This is a genomic window from Caldivirga sp. MU80 (assembly GCF_001663375.1).
Classification (GTDB): Archaea; Thermoproteota; Thermoprotei; order Thermoproteales; family Thermocladiaceae; genus Caldivirga.
In genome coordinates this window covers 69,438-90,474 of sequence record NZ_LCTF01000005.1, presented here as the reverse complement: position 1 = coordinate 90,474, position 21,037 = coordinate 69,438, and the positions used below count along the sequence as shown (strand labels likewise).

Sequence of the window (21,037 nt, the reverse complement as noted above, 5' to 3'; positions counted from 1 at the left end):
CCCGACAAAGATGAGTAGTGATTAGGGTCACTGGGATGCGGGGAACGGGGCACTCCTATAGTAGTAGCCTAGGGTAATGTCCTTGAAACTAGTCTCCAGGAGGTAAACATCCTGGTCTATCATTACGGCTACGTGGTTCTCATTAACATCAACGGGTATGAGGTCCCTTGGTTCATAAGCCTCAACGCTCCTCCTGAACGTTAAGTAGAAAATCAACCGCCTACCCCTCCTATCAAGCCTTAACTTAGCCTCCGATGCTAACTTCCAGCCACTATTCACGTACCTCCAGTACTGCTTATGCGGCTCCAACTCAACCCTAACACACCCAACATGCGTCGCCACCTCAATGCCTGTCAATCCGCTCATCCTCCACAAGTGATCGTCAAGCCAAATGGAGATCCTCCTAACCTCTGGGTAATTCCCCCTAGCCAAGCCCCTCCTCCTGAGTTTAAGGAAGCTCTTAGCCCTCGTTGCTGCATCCTGGCATGCGGTGTAGGCGTAGTGTGATGGTAACTGCGGATACGAAGACCTTAGTTCCAAATACTTCAAAGCCCTCAGCCTCACGAAGCTCGTTACCCCATTCTCCACAGCGTATGCGACTAATCGCCCAACCATGCTCTTGTACACACCCTCAAGCTCCACGAAAACCCTAAACAACCTCCTAGGCAGTGGCACAGACCTAACAACAACAGTCCTAGTAACCTCACTCATACTTCCCAACCTCCTTCAGCAATTTCTTAAATCCCTCAACAAACTCCTTTTTCCTGTGGCTCCTCAACCCATAAAGCTTCCCAGCGAAGGAGGTCACAACCTCTATCAAGTCCTCCACAAGCTCCCGGTGGGAATCCTTAGGCTCCTCACCAAATACAGCCTCGATTGCAACACCATACTGCCTGAAGAAGTATTCCAAATATTCAAAACCGAACCTTGTCAATCTATCCCTATACGCCACCACGACCACATCCACCTGCCTATTAACAACATAATTAAAGAGCTTCGATAAACCTCGCCTCTCAGTCTTCAAACCACTCGCAACATCGCTCAACACATCAATAACCCTGTAACCTCTAGAGGAGCAGTACTGCGTCAAGTACTGTACCTGCCTCTCCAAGTCACCCCTCTGGTCTGGGGAGCTTACACGGGCATATATGACTGCCCTAACCTCCCTGCTAATGGGCACTCCCTCGGCAATCCTCCTAACCTCACTCTCGGGAACCCTATACTTACCGCCAGCAGTCCTAACAACCCTAATCCTCCCCTCCCTAACCCACCTAGCAAGGGTAGAGTAACTAACACCAAGCCTTTGACAAACCTCCCTAGGCCTCAACAACCTCTCCGAAGACGCCGACACCAATAATAATAAACAAAACCAGAGCTTATAAACCTAACCACCAAACACCAACAACGAAACAGCCCGCATCCAGGTATTTAAAGGGGGTGAGTCATGTGGGATTTGATGGATAGTAGGCGTATTGCGCTCAGGAGGGCCCTTGGGTTCATTGAGCTGTTTGCCCTAGGGTACTCTGACGTATCATCAACGTACTACTTCTCCATGGGTGTAATAGCGCTCTACTCAGGGTCAGCCTTACCCATGGTTATGCTGCTTGGCTCAGTCCCACTTTGGCTGGTTGGGTTAACCTACGCCGAACTGGGTAGCTCAATACCTGAGGCCGGTGGGGCTTATTACTACGTTAGACGTGGGCTGGGTGATGGGCTCGGTTTCATGGCCGGTTGGCTGCTTAACCTAGACCAGATAATAATGATAGCCTACGGCGCCGTGAGCTTCGTCGGCTACTTGGGGGTGCTGGTAGATGTGCTCCATGTGTGGCCCTACAACTTGATTACATCGTTGGCGGTGATCTACACGTTAATGTTCCTCAACATAATCGGCATCAAACCCTCAGCGAGGTTTAACCTAGCCTTAGTCATCGTTGACCTAGCTGGAATAGCAACCTTAATATCCCTAGGGGCATATGCTTTAACTCACATTCCACATCACTTAACTACATCACTCAATGTGGCGCTACCCATGGTTGGGTTAACCTACGCGTTGAGGGGTTACATAGGGATTGATGTGATCGCTCAATCAGCCGGGGAGGCTAGGATGCCGCGGCTTAGTGTGCCTAAGTCAATAATAGCCATATGTGCCCTGTCAACGGCTGTGGCCTTAGCCTTATCCATGTTAGCCACGTACTCCGGGCTGGTTCAATACATGGCTGGCCACCTAAGTGACCCACTGGGTGCATTGGCACTGGGCCTCTTTGGTCATGGCCTAGTCAGCATGTACATATCGCTATCGGTAGCTCTGGTCATGTTGATTAGTGTTAATGCTGGCATAGTGGACTTCTCTAGGAGCATATACAAGATGAGTGATGATGATTTATTGCCTAGGGGCTTATCGGCTGTACACCGTAGGTTTAGGACACCCTACATATCCATTGTGGTTTCATCAATGGTGGCATCCCTATTCGTGCTAACGAATGACGTTGAGTTAATAGCCGGTTCATATGGCATTGCCTCGCTGATTACGTACATGCTCACCGTTATTGCATTAGCCAAGTTTAAGGCCCTTAATGGAGCCGGTGGATTCACCACACCAGCAATAGTGCTACGTGGTGTTAAGGTACCTGTATTAACCATCATAGGCCTACCGGTGCTGGCGGTGGCACTAGCCCTCATTTTCATCTTTAAGCCCCAGTACACTGTGCCGGTTGCGGTATGGTTAATCGTGGGTGTTGTACTGTACTCCATGCGCAGGTTAGGTAGGTAACCCACTAATGACCTTAAGCACGGCGGCGCCAACCCTGTTCATTATGGGCTCCAGCTCCTCAGCCGTTAGGAACCTACCGAACCTACCCTCAGTGAGGTTATTGGTAACCACAAGCACAGCCCCAGTCCTAACCCCCCTGATTAGGCCTAGGAGGAATAGTATGGCACACTCCATCTCAACGCCAAGCACACCCCTCGAACCCATTATCCTTGGCAAATCCTCCTCCGCATAGAAGGCATCACTACTGTAAACTGGCCCAACGAGGAACCTAAGGCCAGACTCCGTGAAGCCCCTTATTAGGCTTAGGAGTAAGTCGTGGCTCGGCACGGCTGGGTAGGCTACGTTTCCACCAAGGTACTGCGAGTATATACCCCCTGTGTTGTAACCTGCGCCACTGGGTATTATAACGTCCCCAAGCCCTATTGAACTGCTTAATGCCGCAGCGGTGCCCAGCCTAATGATTACCCTAGCCCCTGAACTGATCAACTCCTCTATGACTATGGCCGCTGAGGGTGCCCCAATGCCGTGTGTGGCAATGGTCACCTTAACCCCATTGTAGGTGCCCGTGTAGGTTAGGAAACCCCTATTCTCATTAACCAGTCTAGCATCATTAAGCATATTAGCCAATTGCCTAGCCCTAGCAGGGTCGCCAACCACCACAACCCTCTCTGTCACATCGCCCTTACTAACCTTGAGGTGTATCGGCATTGCTGCCGGTGAGTTTAGGGTTACTTATGTTTTTATAGATTAAGCGGCTTCTTGAAGAATGATTTACTTCTTAATCAGTTGACTTCCATCAAATGGGCACCTGCCTCTGAGCTTCTTCTCACCACATATGATGCAGAACAGTGAGCCGCATCGTGGACACATGTAGTAGTCATCGTACATCCTTAACTTAGCTCCACACCTACGGCACCTACCTATGACAAGCGTCCTGGGTATGGCTGCCATTGGCAGGTTAATCCCTAATGCTTAATAAGCTTTAACCTAAGTAACACCGATGAGGTTATTGTTATCGCTACCCTGTGGCTCACGCATGGAGCCCATATCCTACACAACCCCACCCCAATATATGATTATAGGCGGCCTTAGGGTTGTTGAGCATTGGGCCATTAGGCTACTGGGCGAGGTCACGGTGGTGCTGGGTGTTGAGCCTATTCACGTGCGTAGGAATAGGCTATTGATCAGTGAACTGGGGGTTAAGGTTAACATTGATTATTCAGGTAGTGCCGATGCGGAGGTTAACCCATGCATAGTTCCCTACACCTCAAACGTAAGGGCCGTCATTAGGCACATAAGCAATAACGAGTCCGTGGCCTGTGGCAGTGTTCAGCTGGTTAAGGTTAATGGTGGTGCCATTGTGGAGGACTGCAACATAGGTGTGCTTAAGGGGCCCTGGGACATTATTAGGCATAACACAGGGCTTTTAGGGGAGACGATAAGCATGCTAATGGGCATGTTAGGCATTAATGGTAACATAGCCCTAGTCAACTCCAAGGTCTCCAGTGACGTCAAGCTGAACACAAATGATGGCCCGGTGATGGTGGTTGGAAGCACCCTCGATGCTCCAATTTACATTAGGGGGCCAGCCTTAATAGGGCTCAACACGGCCATATCACCATTCACATACGTTAGGCAGGGCACTGTGGCCTACATGAACGTTAGGCTGTCTGGTGAGGTTAAGAATTCGATACTGGACTGCTGCACCCTTAAGGAGCATTACGGCTACCTGGGGGATTCCTACGTGGGTAAGTGGGTTAACTTCGGTGCAGGTACGACGGTGTCCAACTTGAAGAACACCATGGGTAGCGTGAGGTTCATGGGCGTTGACACGGGTATGGTTAAACTGGGCCCAATCATAGGTGACTGGGTTAAGACAGGGATAAACACAAGTATAATGGGTGGTAAGGCCATTGGGCCTGGGGCCCATGTATACGGGCTGGTGGCGGTTGACGTACCCCCCTTCACCATATACAACGGCGTCAATGGGCGACTGGTGGCGATGGATAGGGGGCGTGTGAGGGATATGGTGCTTAGGTGGGGTGGTGATGCCTATGAGGCGGACTACGCATTAAGGGTCTTTGACCTGACCCAGGGCTTAAGGGTTGGCATTAATGTTAGTGAATACAGGTTGACGTAAAACCTTATAAACCTTGCCTAGGTTTAACGGGCATGGATAACGTGAGGCTTGAGGTTAAGATACGCTCAGTGCCTAAGGATCCGAGGAACCTAATACTGCTAGCCTGCCCCGAGCCAAGCCTAGCCTCCGTGGTGGCCACGGAGTACCTCATAGACTCCCTTAAGATGAATGAGATAGGGGCCATTAGGATTAGGGGAGTTGAGCCGGCGGTTACGGTTATCGACGGCGTTGCTAAGCTACCCTACAGGCTGTTTTACTCACAGGAGACTGGGTTAATAGTGGTTAGGCAGCACATACCAATACCAATACCGATATACAGGGAGTTCATAGATAAGGTTATTTCCTGGGCGGAGGAAAACGGTGTATCCAGGGCGGTTTGCCTATCAACAATGTCCTCGCTGGGCCCCAGTGAGAGTGACAATGTTTACTTCGTCACTGATGAGTTAACAGTCAACAGTCTAACGAGTCTCGGCTTCACGCCGCTTAAGGAGACTATTGTTGTTGGGGTTGAGGCTGAGTTCATAGATGCCGTATTGTCCAGAGGCACTATGAGTGGGGTGCTGTTGCTGGCTGAATCCAAGCTACTAACCTCGATTAATAACCTAGTTAAGAGCGGTAGGTTATCGTCCTACAGGGATGTAACTTACATACTGAACCAGACCATTGGTAAATTCGGCCCTGATGTATCCGCCGCCATTAAGCTGATTAAGGCAGTCTCGAAACTCATAAACGTGGATATTAAGACTGATAAGCTTGAGGAGCACGCCTCAAAGTACTCATTCCTAGTTGAGAAGAGTATTGAGGAGTGGGCTAGGGGCATTGCCGCGGAGGAGGGTAAGGGCACAACGCCGTTGGTGCTATAAATAAGTCACATGGAGTCAAAGTCAGCTCTCTCGGCGCTGATCCTCCTTATAACGTCTAGGGTGCCCAGGTAAGTTAAGTCTGTTAAGTAGACCTCAACCTTATCCAGAATCCTCCAGGGCTCGACATACCTAAGTATTGTCCTCGGCGCCTCGAAGGCCTCGGTCAGCGTTGAGGCAACGTCAACACCCACGGTTAGGTGGTTGGCTGTGGGCAGTATAACCATGGTTAACTCCCCCTCACCAACCCTCTCACCGAACAACCTCTCGCTGAACTCCCCCTTATCAACCCTTATCTTAAGTATGGCTGGTCTCTTGGTGACGAAGCCGTGCTCATCCTCGATAACTATGGCTGGGTGGGTATGCCCCATAACTACCATGTCAACCACCCTCAAGTCCTCTGGGTTTGGCTTAGAGTTACCGTGCATCATCAGGGTGCTTCTACCGTTAATGTTAACTACGAGGCCCCTTGAGTCATAAAGCTTCACATTGCTTAACCCAACCTTGCCAACAACCTGCTCCAACCCACCATCATGGTTGCCGGCTATCAGGACGACCTCCTCGAAGTTCTTGGCTAAGGCCTCTATGAACGCCTTAACCTCGTTGAGGGATTCAAAGGGGTAAGGTAGCTCATGCTTAACGTCACCCAGTATTGCAACCCCAGTGGCCCCCTCCTCCTCGGCCCAGGAGACAATGTTGTTGATTATCCTGCTGGTTTGCACAGGCACCCTAACCCCCCTCTCCTGCAACTCAAACTCTAACCCAACGTGGGTGTCGGCTAGGATGAGCCACTTGTTGCCGTTAACAACCGCACCTATTCCCCTTTTATCCACGGTTGGGGCTCTGGTGAATCAATATTAACCTTACTGGGTTGGCTGCTACTCAATCCACTTGTCGTGGTGTATCTTGTCAAGTAGGTACTCGTGGAGGAACTTCAACCCATGGGTTGATAGTGCCTCTATCTCAACCTTCTTCTTGGTCTTGAGGAATAGGTCTATTTCATGCTTCCACTCACGGCTCTGGAACCAGGGGTACTTCTTCAACTCCTGGGCCCTCTTAACGTCCCTATCCGTGGCCTTTATAACGTAGTTGTCGCTGATCTTGTACTTGCTTATGTCACTAGCCGTGACGCCTATGAACTTAGCCTCAGGCGTAGCCAACCTCTCATTCTCGTAACTCAACTTTATTGAACCACTCCTGTACACGCTGTATATGTACCACCCGTAGGGGTCGCCGTCCGTGAACACGTAGACGGGTAACCCATACTCCTCACTCAGCCTCCTAACGAACCTCCTGGTTGCCCTATCCGGCATACCCTTAGCCGTCACGAGTAGACACTTTTCACTGTTCCAGAAGCCCTCCCTGTTAAGCCTCTGGAATATGGCATCCTTCTCCACCACAAGCACGTACTTGGCGTCAAGCTTAACTATCTCCAGGTCATCTGGGTTTGGCGGTAGGCTTAGGGCAGTGTCACCCATCTTGGTTGCATCTATCTCAAAGCCCCTCGACCTAACAACTATCGGCCCAACCACCTTACCCTTAACATCAGCCGAAACCCCCATCTCCTCCCTAAGCACCCCTGTGGCCACCTCAATGTCCTCTATCACTGAGTTCGACTCCGCCTGTTCATCCCAAGTGTTCTCCCTGAACCCCTTACCCAGCTTAGGTTCATTCAACTCCATGGTGTGTTTGCCGTTGTAGTAAAGGTCCCTTATGGTTGGGTAGACACCCTCCCTAATCGACTGGACAATAAGCCTCAGCATCAGGGTGGTTTGCATGAAGCGCTTAGCCTCGTTTAGGTCTAGGAACCTCCTCTCGATTGTCTTAGGCCCGAGGAGCAGTATCTTCCTCTTCTCATCCCAAATAATGTTGGTTAGTGTCCTTGTGGGTATGTGCATAACAGGCTCCTCATCCTTAAGCACATCGTCAACGAGTGACCTGCCCCAATCCGTGAGAATCTTAAGAACCTCATCCCTACTCCTACTCATACCAAGCCCCTATTAGGGCTACTGTTATTAAACCAATCGCTAACCTAATGCTTAAATTCACCCAAGGCCACTGTAACCAATGGCCCTCTACACGCCGTGGAGGATGAGCTACATAACTGGGGCTATTAACAATAGGGAGCTTGGGTGCTTCATGTGCAGGGCGGTTAACAGTGATGAGGAGCTGGTCGTCTATAGGGGGAGGTACTGCATAGCCCTGATGAACAAGTACCCCTACAACAGGGGGCACATGTTAATAGCCCCAAAGAGGCATGTGCCTGGGCTAATTGATCTAACTGATGAGGAGCTCATGGAGTGCGCAGTCTTAATTAAGGCATCAGTGTGCGCGTTAGCAGAATTACTTAGGCCGATGGACTTCAACATAGGCGTGAACATAGGTAGGGTTGCTGGGGCTGGTTATGAGGAACACGTGCACTTCCACATAGTGCCCAGGTGGAGTGGGGACACCAGTAACATACCGGTTGATTACAGCCTGGACAAGGTTATAGGCGATATTAAAGGTTTAATGCCCGAGTTGAGCAGGTTAATAGCGAGGTGCATGGGTGATGATAGTCACGGCCCAGAGGTTCATACCAATGAGGGTTAATGTTGGGCCGGTCTCCATGGGGGCCGGCTTAAACCTAGACGAATTCCTGAGGAGGGTTAACAACGCTGTAGCCGAGATCAGCAGGGAGCTTGAGTCGAAGGGCAACGTTAAGGCGATGGGCTTTACCATGGTTCAGGTAACAGTAAGCAACATTGACGGACTACTGATAGTGGGTTGGGCCCAGGTAGAGTAGTAGAGTAGCTATTTTATTATTCATGATTATTTATAGGGTAGCCCTACTGCTGCGCTTCGAAGGACCTGGTTATGTTGACCTTGTCCACTAGGACGTAGGGGACTGTTGAGGGGACGTGCATATCCCACCAGTAAGCCTGAATGGGCCTGTTAGTGGAGTTGATGTAGTTACCCAGGAGTGTGTTGAACCTGTCACTGATCCTCACACCCTTAAGCACGTACCTGGGTTCACCACCCTCAATAAGCAATACCACGTCACGGCACACCGTTGAGAATAAGCCCTCCCTAATGTTTTGGAACCTGGTGTACCAGTTATTCTGAACAAATACCCCGCTACCCAGCTCGCTGAACATTGACTGTGGGTCATCCTTAAGTGAACCTGGCTCAATGTATAGGTGTCTTATTGAGGGTGTTAACCAGCCGTAGGCAGCGTTACCGGTTGACTTGACGCCAAGCTTGCTGGCAGTCCTATTGTTGGTTATGAATGACTTAAGCACCCCCCTCTCAACCAGGGTTACGTTGCTTGACTGGTTACCCTCGAAGTCAACAGGCTCAGACCCAACCCTGGATGGGTCTGAGGATAGGTCCACTAGCGTTAAGCCCTCTGAGGCCAACTTGCTGTTAATGTCCTTGGCTGTTAATGGGGATAGGTTGTGGAGCACGTTGTAGGCATTCATCCAGCTGTTGGCTATTATTGCGTACAGGTGCCCAGCCACCAGGGGCCCCATCAGGACCCTGAACCTACCCTCAACGCTGGTCTTAGGCAGCTTAACGGCTATGGATAGCATTAAGCCTACCCTGGACCCAAGGCCCCTGGCGTCTATGTCGCTTAGCCTCCTACCGGTTAAGGCCTCCATTGAGGATAACTCAGGGTCATTGTGGAAGGCCCTAATGGCCAGGTTGAAGAATGTCCCCCTCCACCTCAGGTTTAGGCCAGTGTGGTCGCTGTAGCTCACCTCACCAACGCCGTAGGTGAATGCGCCCGCATTCCTAACGGAACCCTCCGACGTGCTTGCGTCAATTGCCTCCTTAACCAGGTCCACGACCTTATCCTCAGCACCCTCAACCCTAGGGTCGTAGGAGTCCCACGTTGCCACAGGTCCCTGGTGGGTTATGGGGACGTAGTCTGGGTCCTCACTTAACCCACCTATGAGTGACTGGGCCTCGTTAAGCTTAGCCTTAATCACCCCCTCGCCTAGGTTTGATGTTGAGAAGGTGTAAGTCCTCCTACCCTTGGTTAAGTAGACTGATGCCCATTCATCAGTCCAATGATTGAACACTGTGGGTTCATTGTTAGCGAACCTTAGCATCCTCCATCTGCTCACCCTAACCACGGCCACAGTCTCATCAAAACCCATGCCCATGGCCAGTTTAACTATGGATTCAGCATCCATAGGCCGTACCCGCAATTAAGCTTTAAAGCATACCGCTCATGCAAACCCACTAGAGCAATTGCCGTAAACCCAGTGAAGGTTGCATACGCTGAATCTCCAGTGGCGCCTGATAAATAGTACATTGGTGAAGGGAGAAGTGGCTAATCATCGGGTGCGCGGTTTACTTGCCCAGTAGCTCATCTATTGCTCTACCTAGGTCCCCTGAGTCAACCCTACCCCTGTGGCTCCTCATTACACTTGACATTAGTTTGTTCCTATCCTTAACGCCGTTGTCAATCATGGACTTCACCAGCGACAATACTTCACTGTACTGCATCCTCCACAAACTTTTCTCATTAATTATCTCCACCAAGCCCCTCCTCCCATCCTCCTCAACGTAGACCTGGAGCACGTCTTGAATAGCCTCCCTGGTTATCTTACCATCGGCGTATAGGGCGAGTAACTCATCCACTGCCTTAACCACGTCAACCTGCTCAACACCCCTGCCCAGCCCCTTGATGGTGTTCACGAAGATTGAGGCTATTAGGGTTGGGTTAACCCTCCCCTTGTACTTCCTCATTAACTCCTCCGCCTCTAGGGAGTACTCTGACACGGCCAGTTGCCTAGCCAACTCCCTGCTCATGCCCATTGATGCGTAGCGCTCAATCTGCCTATCAATAGGCTCTGGTACGTACATATCAGCCTTAGCCAGGAGCTCTATGGTAACCCTGATTGGCCTAAGGTCAGTCTCAGGGTACATCCTAGCCGCCCCAGGCCTAGGCCTCATGAAGTATGTTGTCCCATCCTCCCTAGCGGCCCTAGTCTCCTCAGGCACACCGTCAAAGGCCTCCCTAACCCTATTCACAATCACCTTAGCCGCCTCCTGGAGCTCAACACCAGGTGGACCCATTAGCAGTATGAATGAGTCCGTGCCCAGCCTACCAGCCACCTTGCTAACCTCCTCCCCACTTATCCCATAGCCGGGTAATTCATCACTATGTATTAAGCCACCCAGCCTTGTCCAGGCCCTAACCCTATCAGCAAGCTCACTGCCAAACCTCCTACCTGGCTGGAGCTCAAACCCCAGTAAACCCCTCAACCCAGGTGTCTTAAGTGCAGCCACGACACCACCTGCCTCAAGGGTCTTCCTCACAATGTTCGACTTAGTTGACGAGAACACCTCTGTTACGTCCACCAGGTCTGGGGTGTATTGATCCTTTGATAACCCTCTGTTGATCAACTCATCCCTGATTTTAAGTAGATTCACCTGCCTAAGGACCTCAAGCTCAATGACCTTCGGTATTAGGGATAACTCAGGCACACCCTTAACCTCAGTCTTAGCCCCCTTGGCTATTGAAATGTTTAAGTCCTGCCTAATGGAGCCAAGCCCCCTCTTGGTGCGCCTAGTGTTCATAATCGTCCTCCCTATTAGCCAGGCAACCTCAGCTATTGAGGCAGGTGGATATTCCATGGGGCCCGTGGAGACCTCTATGAGTGGTATGCCAAGCCTGTCAAGCCTATAAACCACCAGGTCACCCCTCTCCTTAACCTTCCTGGCGGCATCCTCCTCAAGGGATATGGTCCAGATGGGGACCTTGTAATTGGGGAAGACCGCTAAGCCGTCATGCGCAACAACCATTGTTCTCTGGAAGCCTGATACATTCGAACCATCAATAACCACCTTCCTCATCACGTATATTTCATCGAAGATCTTAGCGTTGAAGGCCTTTGAGATGGCTAGGGCTAGGAGGAGGGATTCTTCATCAGGCTCGTGTGGCGGCTCCTCATCAAGCTCCACCAGGCAGGTTACGTCATTGTAGCCCTCGTACATTATAGTCTTCATCTTCCTGAACTCCCAAAGGGCAGCTGGGTCAATGGCGCTTAACTCACTCATGGCCGGCCTAAGCCTTCTAACAATCCTGAAGTCGGGTTCAGTGTTCTTTAACTCGGGCCTACAGTGGCAGAAGAGTTTCCTACCCGTGTCTAACTGGACATGTATCTCCAATCCAACCTTAAGCCCCAAGGCCCCGTAGTCAAGCTTAGGCACAGTGGCGGCTCAGCGGGCAATATTTTAACCTTAACACCACAAAACCCCAGACCGTCTCTCCGGAGGCGGCGGGTTTCAGTGGTTTTCCTGCCGTCTCCTTCTCGGCGGGTCTCCCTGGGCCCCCTCACCGCAGCGACTCCCCACTAGTTACCTAGGGTTCCCAGCCACTACTGGTCTCGGAAACCCAGGGGTACGGTTAAGGGTGTTGGGATGGGTTATAAATTTAATAAGCACTACAAATGATTATGAAAACCGAAACAGCCCACTCAGGTTCGCTTAGGTTACATCACTAAGTGGTATGACCCCCTCCCCGTCTCAGGAAGGCGAGGTTTCCACCTTGGGGGTCTTGATTATCATCCGCCTAAACTTCATGCAACCAATAACTTAGTATCATTAGGGTTAATGTCCTTGAAACCTATAAAGTATTCCTCATTACTTAACACTTAAGGAAAGAGAGAAGGTGTTAAAAATCTTGATTTCTCAAGGTGCCTATTAGGTGAGTTAATGGAGTATAGGAGTATACTGGGTGAGAGGGGAAGTATGGTGGGTGATGATGTTGCAAAGGATCTTAGGATACTGGAGCTTGTTGACGATATCCTGGGTAGGAATAGGGATGAGTTCCTGAGGGAGCTTTACCTAGAGCCGTTAAGTAGGGAGGAGACTGCAGTGTTTAGGTTAATGGTCTTCCAGGATTTAATGACAAATGACGTTTACAAGATGGTGGAGGGGTTTGTTGAGAGGATTAGGGAGAGCGAGAGGTTAATTCAACTGAAGGAGGAGGCTTATGATCAGCATAAGGTTGGGCTGCATCTGGACGCGGCCTTAACATACATTGATGCCGTGGAGTCGTTTTACAATGGGCTAAGGGCCATTGGGCCTAGGTCCGAGGGGCTTAAGCAATTCCTAAACTACCTCGAACAGGTGATTAACAGCCCATACTTCCGCTCAATGAAGGAGAGGGCCCGTGAGGCTAAGGAGGCCAGGGATAGGATTATCATTAAGGTGAGGTTCGTGGAAGACGGCGTAAAGGTATCTAAGTATAATGGCGATGGAGAGGACTTAACAGCCTTAGTTGAACGCACATTCTCAATATTCAAGGATGGCAATGGTGAGGAGGTTAAGTGGATTAAGTCAACGGGAGACATGACACACATACACGCCGCAATACTCGAGGGGGCCTTCCGCTTCTACAGGGAGGAGTATGAGACACTTAGGAGGTTTATGGAGGATTTCCCCACGGTGATTGACGAGGGGGTGAGGAGCTTCGCTAGGGAGGTGGAGTTCTACCTAACTTACCTAAGGTACATGAGGAGGATTATGGAGAGAGGATACACATTCTCAATACCATCCTTCACGAGGGATGGATCAATGCACGTAAAGGGCTTCTACAATCTACTACTGGTGAAAGCTGGTAAGGCTGTTGTAAGCAATGATATAGACACCGACGGGGCTAGGAGGATCTTCGTGATAACTGGTATGAATAGCGGGGGTAAGACCACGTTTGCCATTTCCCTCGGACAATTGGCCTACTTATCCACATTGGGGTTACCCGTCCCGGCTGTTGAGGCTAGGTTACCATTCTTCACATCAATAATGACAGCCTTCCCCACTGAGGAGGATCCGAGGGAAAGCTTAAGTAGGCTTGAGCATGACGTGGTCAGGGCGTTGAACATAATTAAGAGGGCCAACGACACCACGCTTGTGATAGCTAATGAACTATTCTCCACTACGACGTCAGATGAGGGTTTTCAACTATCTAAGCTATTCCTCAGTGAATTAAGTAATAGGAGGTCGTACTGCCTCTTCATAACCTTCATCCCCAAGGTGGCGTCACTGGAGTTCACCATAAGCCTAGTTGCCATGCCCTCTCCGGAGGACCCCGAGAAGCCGTCCTACAGGATAATCCCAGGGCCTCCGCCAAAGGAATACATGGCGGTTAGGATTGCTGCAAAGCACCAGCTGCTCTATGACGACTTAAGGAGGGTGGTTAAGTGATTCAATTCGACCTACTGAGGATGGGGGATTCATCCAAGATTTCAATAGCAGATGACTTAAGGGTAGACTTGGAGTTGGATAAGATAATAGCAGTCGCCTCAAACGGGGATAAGCTTATCTCCGAGACGTGGTCTAACATGCTGCTGCTCAGGGATTCCTCAGAGGATGTGATGAGGTATAGGCAGGAGGCTGTTAGGGATGCGTTAGCTAATAGGGATGTCATCATTAAGATGTACTCGATAGCTAGGGATACTATTGAGAGGGTTAAGAGAGATGTATTCATACTCCTACTGAGGACCGATGACCCGCCTGCCGTTGCAAGGGAGACTTCAAGGGGGATAAGGATACTGCTGGATGGGCTTGAGGAGATGCTAACACTACTTAAGTCATCACCCAGCTTCTCATCAACAGCCTTTAGGGGGTTCGTATCATCATTCACGGCGAACATAAATGATCAATTCATATCCTCAGCCAGGGGTGTAGCCAGTATATTTGACACCAGCAGGGAGAACATAACCTTCTCGGTGAAGATAGGGAGCAGTAACTACCTCAAGGACCCGGTCCTACTGGTGCCCAGGGAGGGTGACTCATTCTTATCAAGGATACTAAGCCTTGGTAAGGAGTACACCTATAAGTTGGACCCAAGGGATGAGGCTGGTCCGCGAATAATCTATGATATAAAGAAGTGGGTCCTTCATAGGTCGGCCACTGTACTGCTGAGGTCCTTCAACAGCATGATGAAGTTCTTTGAGGATTTAATGAGGCAGCTCTCATTTTACGTTGGTGTCATAAACATGAGCGACTTCTTTGCGAGGATTGGCCTCCCTCAAACATACCCGGAGGTTAACCCAGGTGTGTTTGCCTTCAAGGATCTGCACTGCCTATCCCTAGCCACCTCAACGTCCAGTAAGCCAATACCCTCCACCCTGAGTATCAATGCTAGTGACTCATTCGCAATACTAATTACGGGTGCGAATAGGGGTGGGAAGACGACGTTTCTCAAGGCTATTGGCCAAGCCCTACTGCTAGCTAGGGCCGGCATATTCGTCCCCGCTGAATCATTCACAATACCGACACCCGGCGCTGTCTATACGCACTTCCTTAGGGGGGAGGATAGGGCACTATCCTATGGGAAGTTTGAGGAGGAGGTTAAGAGGTTTAGGGGCTTCGCCAACTTCCTGAGGAGGGGTGACTTCGTGCTAATGGATGAGAGCTTCTCATCAACAAACCCCATTGAGGCATCGGTGGTGGCCGAGAACGTGGTTTCTGCACTAGTCGACTCTGGGGTAAACGTCGCCTACGTAACCTTCCTCCAAGACTTCATATATAACTTCACCAGGCGGTACGGCGAGAGAGCTGTACTCCTAGTCCCGGAGAGGCTGAAGAGCGGTGAGAGGACCTTCAGGTTGGTGAGAGGGTCATTACAGCCTGGTTACGCAATGGACCTATGGGTTAAATTAAGCAGCAACCCGAGCAAAGAGCAGCACTAAGCCAAGCAGTTCTTGAAAGTCACGGTAACTATCAGCCTCATCACGATGCTCAATCCACGGTATCGCTGGTTACCGGGAAATCAACACCAAGCAGTAGGATTAAACTACAAAGAAGTAAGGTTTATTAATGATATAATCATTACATGTACCTAGTAAGTCGTATGAGCGGTGAGGAAATTTTAACCATCATACCCCCGGAGTTCATGGATGACGTGGAATTGCTCATACCAACCATCCTACCCCCCGAGGAGGCGTCTAAGTATGGTACTGAGACTGAGGATTAAGGTATGCTACAGTGGGAGATGCATGGAGGGCCTGGGGATAGCTAACAGCGGCTTTGCAGGGAGGGAGCCTGAGGTTGTGCTTCCGCAGGCGCTTGCAGGGGATTTACTGGGTGAAACACCCAGTGTAGTTTTGGCTGAGAGGGTGTTGGCTGATGGGAGTAGGGTCCTCCTACCAAGGTTAACAACACCCCTCGACGTATATATTGTAACTGAGGATAGGGTTGAGGGCCCGGTGAAGGCTTATGCCTACGTAACCAGGGGTGGGTTCATGCTACTGAACGACGCCCTAATCAGCAAAATGCGCATAGTGATACTCGACCCCCTTGAGGGTGTGTGGTGCTTCAGGGATGAGCTTGGTAAGCGGGAAAGGAGGGGAGTAACCCCTCCCTGATAGAGCAAGCGACAAACCTCGCTCTTCTTGCCCTTTAGGGCGGGGAGGGGTCAGAACGATTAAGTATCGCCTTTTGTTGCCTCACGTGAGGGTTCATTGAGTGTATTTTGCCTTTATTAAATGAGGAGTCCCTCAAACCTAAATCATACGATGCTCACGAAAGCCATCAATACTATAATAATATAATAAGGGTAATAACCAAGACCCAGGGTAAGAACCTTATAGTCGTAATACTTGTTAAATTCACAGGTAAAACTCTTAAGTAATTATTAATTAAGCGTGTTGGTTGATGCTTAGTTTAATTGAGCGGATCTTTAAATCGTACGCCCTCCTCATGGATTCCATCGTCAATATTCCGATGAGCCTCCCATCCTCCACCACGGGTACCCAGGTCGTGCCCTCACGGCTCATCACCTCCCAGGCGTCGTAAAGCGTTGAGTCGAGCCTCACGTAGCCACCTGTAGCCTTAACGTACATGCCCACTACCCCCCTCTTACCCAGTATATCCGTTAAGTGCACTACGCCCACCAGCTCGCCGTTGTGGTTCACGACTGGTAGTGACGTGTAGCGGTGCTGGAGCATCACGTTAATTGCGCCGTTAACGTCATAGTCAACCCTAACAACTGGCCCCCTCCTCACCTCGCAGTCACTAACCCTAATCTCCATGAGCACCGGCACATCATACTCACCCACGTGGGCTGGTGAATCCCTCCTAGTGGGTACCTGAGCCCTATAAATCGTGTTGCCCCCGGAGATTAAGTAGGCTATGGCTACGGCAATCATTGCAGCGGGTAACAACTGGTAACTGCCAGTCATCTCCACGACCATGAACATGACCGCCAGTGGCGCCTTAGCAGCGGCTCCGAATAGGGCAAGCATGCTCACTATTACGAAGGGGGCCACATCAGGTACCAGTGATGGGAGTAGGTAGTGGAAGAGCAACCCCACGTCAAGGCCTACCAAGGCCCCTATGACTATGCCTGGGGCGAATACCCCACCACTGCCCCCTGACCCTATTGTGAATGAGGTGGCTAGGACCTTCAAGAACGGTAAAGCCACCAGTAGTGCAATGAGTGGGAGCATAGGTGATGTGAATAGGCTTAACCTCTCAAACTCAGCTAGGTTAACCCAACCGTAACTAGTACCAAGCACCTCAGGGGCCATTAAGCCTATTACGCCAGCCAGTAAACCACCCACCACAGGCTTTGCGTAGTTGCTGATGCGCCACCTCTTGAATGCATCGTGGATTGCATAGAAGGTTTTGACGTACAGCACGGCGAATAAACCATCAATCACGCCGAGGACGGCGTAGAGGGGTAGCCTTGCTGGGTTAAATATGCCCGTGTAGTAGCCGAATATTGGGGTGAAGCCTACTACCGAGCCGAATATGGAGTAACCCACTGCCGATGCCACTAGGGCTGGGAAGAGGACCTCAGCTTCAATATCCCTCATGTAAAGCACCTCAGCGGCTAATATTGCGCCACCAATAGGTGCCTTGAATATTGAGCCAATGCCAGCCCCAATACCAACGGCCACCGACCTCCTCCTATCATCAGGCGATAACCTAAGGAGGTCAGCTATGGCTGAGCCAATACCGGCGCTAAGCTGAGCCGTAGGCCCCTCCCTACCTGCACTACCCCCAGACCCTATGGTTATTGCGGAGGCCACGAGTTTTATCGGGGGTATTCTTCTCCTTATCCTGCCCTGCAGCCTATGGTAGGCGTTTATTGCTGCGTCGGTACCATGCCCCTCGGCCTCAGGGGCCCAGGTGTAGACTATGAGGCCTGATAATAATCCTCCGAGGGTTGTTGATACTGGTATTAGCCAGTACCTGACAGCCCTAAATCCACTTGATAACGAACCCCCCTCGCCAACTGGTTCAGGGACTGACGCACCGACGATTAGGCCTAGGAAGAGGTGCTCCATGAGCTTCAACGTGAAGTAGAAGGCCAATGCCGACACCCCAGCGACAATGCCTATTACAATGCCCAGTATGAACCACTTAACGTAGTAATTAGAGGTCCAGGCAACTCCCCACACCCTAGGCGTCTTTAGATTGGTTAAGGTATTGGGCTCTTCATCATTGTTCATAATGTTCACGGTGGTCTATTGCCAATATGCTTTTAAAGCTTACCTAATGGGTAGTAAAATTTAAAAATGCTTCAGTATCAGTTTTAACTGATGGTGAACTCTGAAAATGCGATAGTTAAGGCTGAGTGCCTCTGGAAGCGCTTCGGCAGCTTAACCGCTAATGAATGCATCAGCATAAGCGCCCATGAGGGTGAGGTGGTTTCAATCCTAGGGCCCAATGGGGCCGGTAAAACAACACTGCTCAGGCAAATCTACGGTGAGTTAAGGCCAGACAGTGGCGTAGTCACCGTAATGGGGCTTAGCCCGAAGGAGGCTAAGGGGAGGGGGATTATGGGTGTCGTACCCCAGGAAGCAACCCCATTCAACCTACTAAAGGTTCATGAGCATGTGGAGATGCTTGTTAGGTTGAGGGGTGTGCCAAGGGGCATGGTTAAGGGCTGCGTTGATGAAGCCCTTGAGGCGGTTGGGTTAAGGGAGTATGGGGGTAAGTTGATTGATGAGTTGTCGGGTGGCATGAAGAGGCTGGTGCTGGTGGCTTCGGCTATAGCCTGCAGGCCCAGGCTTATAATACTGGATGAGCCGACGATCGGCATTGATGCCCAGAATAGGAGGAGCATATGGAACGTCATTAGGGCGGCTAGGGATGAGGGATCCGCCGTCATCTTAACAACCCACTACATTTACGAAGTTGAGGAACTGAGTGATAGGGTTTACCTGATGAACAGGAGGATTATCATGGATGGTTCACCTAGCCAATTAAGGAAGGTGCTACCCTGGGTTGAGGTTAGGGTTGACGATACAGGTGAGGTGTTTAGGGTTGGTTGGGATGAGGCCATTGGTATAATTGATGATTTGGTTAGGAGGAGGGTTAGGTTTGAGGTTAAGGAGCCATCACTCGAGGACGTGTTCATCAAGGTCTTTGGTGATCCCCATGAGGCTGAGTAGGGCTATGGTCATATCAAAGTACATATTGCTCAGCAGCAGGAGCTGGGTATACGCTGGGGTTGGCTTCACGCTAATATTCCCAGTACTATGGCTAACCCTACTCAGGATAGTGGGGAATCCCCAATACCTCCAATACTTCATGGTGGGTACGGTGGTTAACACAAGCTTCCTAATACCCTTCATAGGCACTGCCCAGGACATGGCCTACATTAGGCGTGGTTCAACAATATACACGGTGCTCTTCTCAAACGGGGCTGACCATTGGGACATTGCGCTGGGTTACATAACCCAGACCCTACTATTAACGCTACCATCCATCGCATCGCTCCTGCTACTATCCATGGCGATACTTGGGGTGCGTTATGGCGTGGCGCAGATAATGACTACTCTGGCGACCGCCTTAGTGATTGCGCTCTCCTCATCACTCCTCGGCTATGCACTGGGTATTGGGGTTAGGAACTACAGGATTACCAACCAGGTTAGCCAGGTAATACCCTGGCCACTACTACTGCTGGCCCCAGTCTACTACCCAATAACCATACTACCCCAGGCCATTAGGTTAGTCAGCCTTGCCCTACCAACAACCTACATGGCCCTCGCCATACACGGCTCACTGGTTCTTAACCCAATGGAGCTTATTAGGGCTGTTTCTGTTTTCATTATTATTTGCGGTTGCTCATGTTCATTGGTGGGTGAGTCCTTTTAGGGCTGTTAGGTATGCTGATGCTGTGTGTTTGTCTAGCCTGTACTTCCTCATTAATTCGTCGTGTTCTTTAGAGTTTGTTGTTCCCCTTGGGTTCACGTATTTAGTCTCTATGCTATATAGTGGTGCCTTCAATGCTATCTTCTCGATGATCGTGCTTCTGAAGATCATGACTTTATAGTTATAATTCTCATGATTTCTACCACCATTCCAAACCCACATTAGCTTCAGCCTGCCAAGAATCTCCGGGTTCTCTAGGAACAAGGTCTTAACACCATGGTTATAAGCATACTCTAGCAACTCGTGAATCCTCATACCAATAATACTCCAAGCCCTATGCTTGAGGAAGCCACGTGCCGTTGTTTCACTGAACCAGAATGTTTTGTGGTCTATTAGCCTACCAATACTGTCGATAATTGCCAAATTAATCCTATCGGTGTTAACGTCAACGCCACCAATGAGCTTACCATTATTTCGCTTATGCCTAGCCATGTGCTCGTAGTAGATGTCCAGCGGTACTGTCATATGAACCTCACCACGAATCCACAATTGATTGTCCCTGACACCGTAGTCCCTAATCATAACCCTACCCATGTACTTAACATGCCTAGTGAGGACTGCATCGAGCAACCCCTTGTAATTCTCCGGCACGGTTGGCCTAACAACAACCCTACTAATCAACCCATCATACCTGACCGTGGTGATGTGGAACTCATAGCCCGGCCTCAAGGTGATACTCTTCGCTGGGTACTCAAGCTCACTCTGCTGGAACATGAGCCAGTCAGACAGCTCAACGCTCCTAAAGTCAATGCCCAACGCCCTGCAAGACTCGTAGATGCTCATTACGAGGGTCACGGCACCGTCAGCATACCTACGATTCGGAATAATTTCGTAGGCAATGCTCCTAAACACATTCACCCAACCAATCTTAGTAGCGGGCAGGATCTGCTGTTGCCTAGCTACACCTAACACTCTATGCGTAGCTATCTTAAACCACCAAGCAGTCGATAGCAACTCCCTAGCCATATCACCATTGATATTAAACGGAAGCCTAAGAGTTACATAACTCACAGAGAGATATCCCCCAGTTAGACTTATAAACCCGTCTCTATCACTCTCACTGGTTACCCTGGGTTTCCAAGACCCGCAGAGGCTGGGAACCCC

At 50.3% G+C, this 21,037-nt stretch carries 21 protein-coding genes; 11 read left to right on the top strand and 10 right to left on the bottom strand.

What is annotated here, in order from left to right:
• Positions 1 to 27: 27 nt before the first annotated feature.
• Positions 28 to 711 (bottom strand): hypothetical protein, encoded by a 684-nt coding sequence (locus AAX04_RS02570; RefSeq protein ID WP_066793514.1) that lies wholly within the window; start codon positions 709 to 711, stop codon positions 28 to 30.
• Complete coding sequence (locus AAX04_RS02565) at positions 704 to 1,351, bottom strand: IS607 family transposase (protein ID WP_084761152.1); 648 nt, start codon at positions 1,349 to 1,351, stop codon at positions 704 to 706. The genes AAX04_RS02570 and AAX04_RS02565 overlap by 8 nt, the downstream gene beginning before the upstream one ends.
• A 105-nt stretch (positions 1,352 to 1,456) precedes the next feature.
• Here AAX04_RS02565 and AAX04_RS02560 point away from each other — a divergent pair, with 105 nt between their 5' ends.
• Entirely contained in the window at positions 1,457 to 2,770 is a 1,314-nt protein-coding gene (locus tag AAX04_RS02560; RefSeq protein WP_066793511.1) for an APC family permease, read from the top strand.
• Here AAX04_RS02560 and AAX04_RS02555 read toward each other — a convergent pair.
• Together AAX04_RS02555 and AAX04_RS02550 are read right to left on the bottom strand one after the other, a co-directional pair.
• Positions 2,759 to 3,478, bottom strand: coding sequence for a purine-nucleoside phosphorylase (locus tag AAX04_RS02555; RefSeq protein ID WP_066793509.1), 720 nt, complete (start codon positions 3,476 to 3,478; stop codon positions 2,759 to 2,761). The genes AAX04_RS02560 and AAX04_RS02555 overlap by 12 nt on opposite strands.
• A gap of 63 nt (positions 3,479 to 3,541) precedes the next feature.
• Entirely contained in the window at positions 3,542 to 3,721 is a 180-nt protein-coding gene (locus AAX04_RS02550) for a hypothetical protein (protein ID WP_066793507.1), read from the bottom strand.
• A 49-nt stretch (positions 3,722 to 3,770) separates the two neighbouring features.
• On the opposite strand from AAX04_RS02550, the gene AAX04_RS02545 reads away from it, so the two are divergent.
• Together AAX04_RS02545 and AAX04_RS02540 are read left to right on the top strand one after the other, a co-directional pair.
• A complete protein-coding gene (locus tag AAX04_RS02545) occupies positions 3,771 to 4,910 on the top strand; it encodes a hypothetical protein (protein WP_066793505.1) in 1,140 nt (379 codons plus the stop codon).
• Between the two features lie 32 nt (positions 4,911 to 4,942).
• The gene (locus AAX04_RS02540; RefSeq protein WP_202904412.1) at positions 4,943 to 5,773 is read left to right on the top strand and encodes a proteasome assembly chaperone family protein; all 831 of its coding nucleotides are present in this window, start codon (positions 4,943 to 4,945) and stop codon (positions 5,771 to 5,773) included.
• 5 nt (positions 5,774 to 5,778) lie between these two features.
• On the opposite strand, the gene AAX04_RS02535 is transcribed toward AAX04_RS02540, so the two are convergent.
• Positions 5,779 to 6,603 carry a metallophosphoesterase family protein gene (locus AAX04_RS02535; protein WP_066793504.1) on the bottom strand — a complete coding sequence of 275 codons (825 nt, stop codon included), beginning with the start codon at positions 6,601 to 6,603 and terminating at the stop codon, positions 5,779 to 5,781.
• A 45-nt stretch (positions 6,604 to 6,648) separates the two neighbouring features.
• The gene (locus AAX04_RS02530; RefSeq protein WP_066793502.1) at positions 6,649 to 7,758 is read right to left on the bottom strand and encodes a DNA topoisomerase IV subunit A; all 1,110 of its coding nucleotides are present in this window, start codon (positions 7,756 to 7,758) and stop codon (positions 6,649 to 6,651) included.
• A 79-nt stretch (positions 7,759 to 7,837) separates the two neighbouring features.
• Between AAX04_RS02530 and AAX04_RS02525 the strand changes: the two genes are divergently transcribed.
• A complete protein-coding gene (locus tag AAX04_RS02525; protein ID WP_066793500.1) occupies positions 7,838 to 8,362 on the top strand; it encodes an HIT domain-containing protein in 525 nt (174 codons plus the stop codon).
• Positions 8,319 to 8,555, top strand: coding sequence for a hypothetical protein (locus tag AAX04_RS02520; RefSeq protein ID WP_156519661.1), 237 nt, complete (start codon positions 8,319 to 8,321; stop codon positions 8,553 to 8,555). The genes AAX04_RS02525 and AAX04_RS02520 overlap by 44 nt, the downstream gene beginning before the upstream one ends.
• A 43-nt stretch (positions 8,556 to 8,598) precedes the next feature.
• Here AAX04_RS02520 and AAX04_RS02515 read toward each other — a convergent pair whose 3' ends face one another.
• Entirely contained in the window at positions 8,599 to 9,948 is a 1,350-nt protein-coding gene (locus tag AAX04_RS02515; protein WP_066793495.1) for a TldD/PmbA family protein, read from the bottom strand.
• 160 nt (positions 9,949 to 10,108) lie between these two features.
• Entirely contained in the window at positions 10,109 to 11,974 is a 1,866-nt protein-coding gene (gatE, locus tag AAX04_RS02510; RefSeq protein WP_066793492.1) for a Glu-tRNA(Gln) amidotransferase subunit GatE, read from the bottom strand.
• A gap of 504 nt (positions 11,975 to 12,478) precedes the next feature.
• Between gatE and AAX04_RS02505 the strand changes: the two genes are divergently transcribed.
• From AAX04_RS02505 to AAX04_RS02495, 4 genes are all read left to right on the top strand, one after another.
• Positions 12,479 to 13,969, top strand: a complete 1,491-nt coding sequence (locus AAX04_RS02505; protein ID WP_066793490.1) for a hypothetical protein — start codon at positions 12,479 to 12,481, stop codon at positions 13,967 to 13,969.
• The gene (locus tag AAX04_RS02500; RefSeq protein WP_066793488.1) at positions 13,966 to 15,459 is read left to right on the top strand and encodes a hypothetical protein; all 1,494 of its coding nucleotides are present in this window, start codon (positions 13,966 to 13,968) and stop codon (positions 15,457 to 15,459) included. Before AAX04_RS02505 ends, AAX04_RS02500 begins: the two co-directional genes overlap by 4 nt.
• Before the next feature lie 143 nt (positions 15,460 to 15,602).
• Positions 15,603 to 15,743, top strand: a complete 141-nt coding sequence (locus AAX04_RS11820; RefSeq protein WP_156519660.1) for a hypothetical protein — start codon at positions 15,603 to 15,605, stop codon at positions 15,741 to 15,743.
• Entirely contained in the window at positions 15,721 to 16,134 is a 414-nt protein-coding gene (locus AAX04_RS02495; protein WP_162270102.1) for a hypothetical protein, read from the top strand. The genes AAX04_RS11820 and AAX04_RS02495 overlap by 23 nt, the downstream gene beginning before the upstream one ends.
• A 273-nt stretch (positions 16,135 to 16,407) precedes the next feature.
• On the opposite strand, the gene AAX04_RS02490 is transcribed toward AAX04_RS02495, so the two are convergent.
• On the bottom strand, positions 16,408 to 18,225 hold the full coding sequence (locus tag AAX04_RS02490; RefSeq protein WP_084761154.1) for a chloride channel protein: 1,818 nt from the start codon (positions 18,223 to 18,225) through the stop codon (positions 16,408 to 16,410).
• Between the two features lie 90 nt (positions 18,226 to 18,315).
• Here AAX04_RS02490 and AAX04_RS02485 point away from each other — a divergent pair, with 90 nt between their 5' ends.
• Entirely contained in the window at positions 18,316 to 19,170 is an 855-nt protein-coding gene (locus AAX04_RS02485) for an ABC transporter ATP-binding protein (protein ID WP_066793484.1), read from the top strand.
• Positions 19,157 to 19,876 carry an ABC transporter permease gene (locus tag AAX04_RS02480; protein WP_238377770.1) on the top strand — a complete coding sequence of 240 codons (720 nt, stop codon included), beginning with the start codon at positions 19,157 to 19,159 and terminating at the stop codon, positions 19,874 to 19,876. The genes AAX04_RS02485 and AAX04_RS02480 overlap by 14 nt, the downstream gene beginning before the upstream one ends.
• Here AAX04_RS02480 and AAX04_RS02475 read toward each other — a convergent pair.
• Positions 19,853 to 20,944 (bottom strand): hypothetical protein, encoded by a 1,092-nt coding sequence (locus AAX04_RS02475; protein WP_066793482.1) that lies wholly within the window; start codon positions 20,942 to 20,944, stop codon positions 19,853 to 19,855. The two genes, AAX04_RS02480 and AAX04_RS02475, sit on opposite strands and share 24 nt — an antisense overlap.
• Positions 20,945 to 21,037 lie beyond the last annotated feature (93 nt).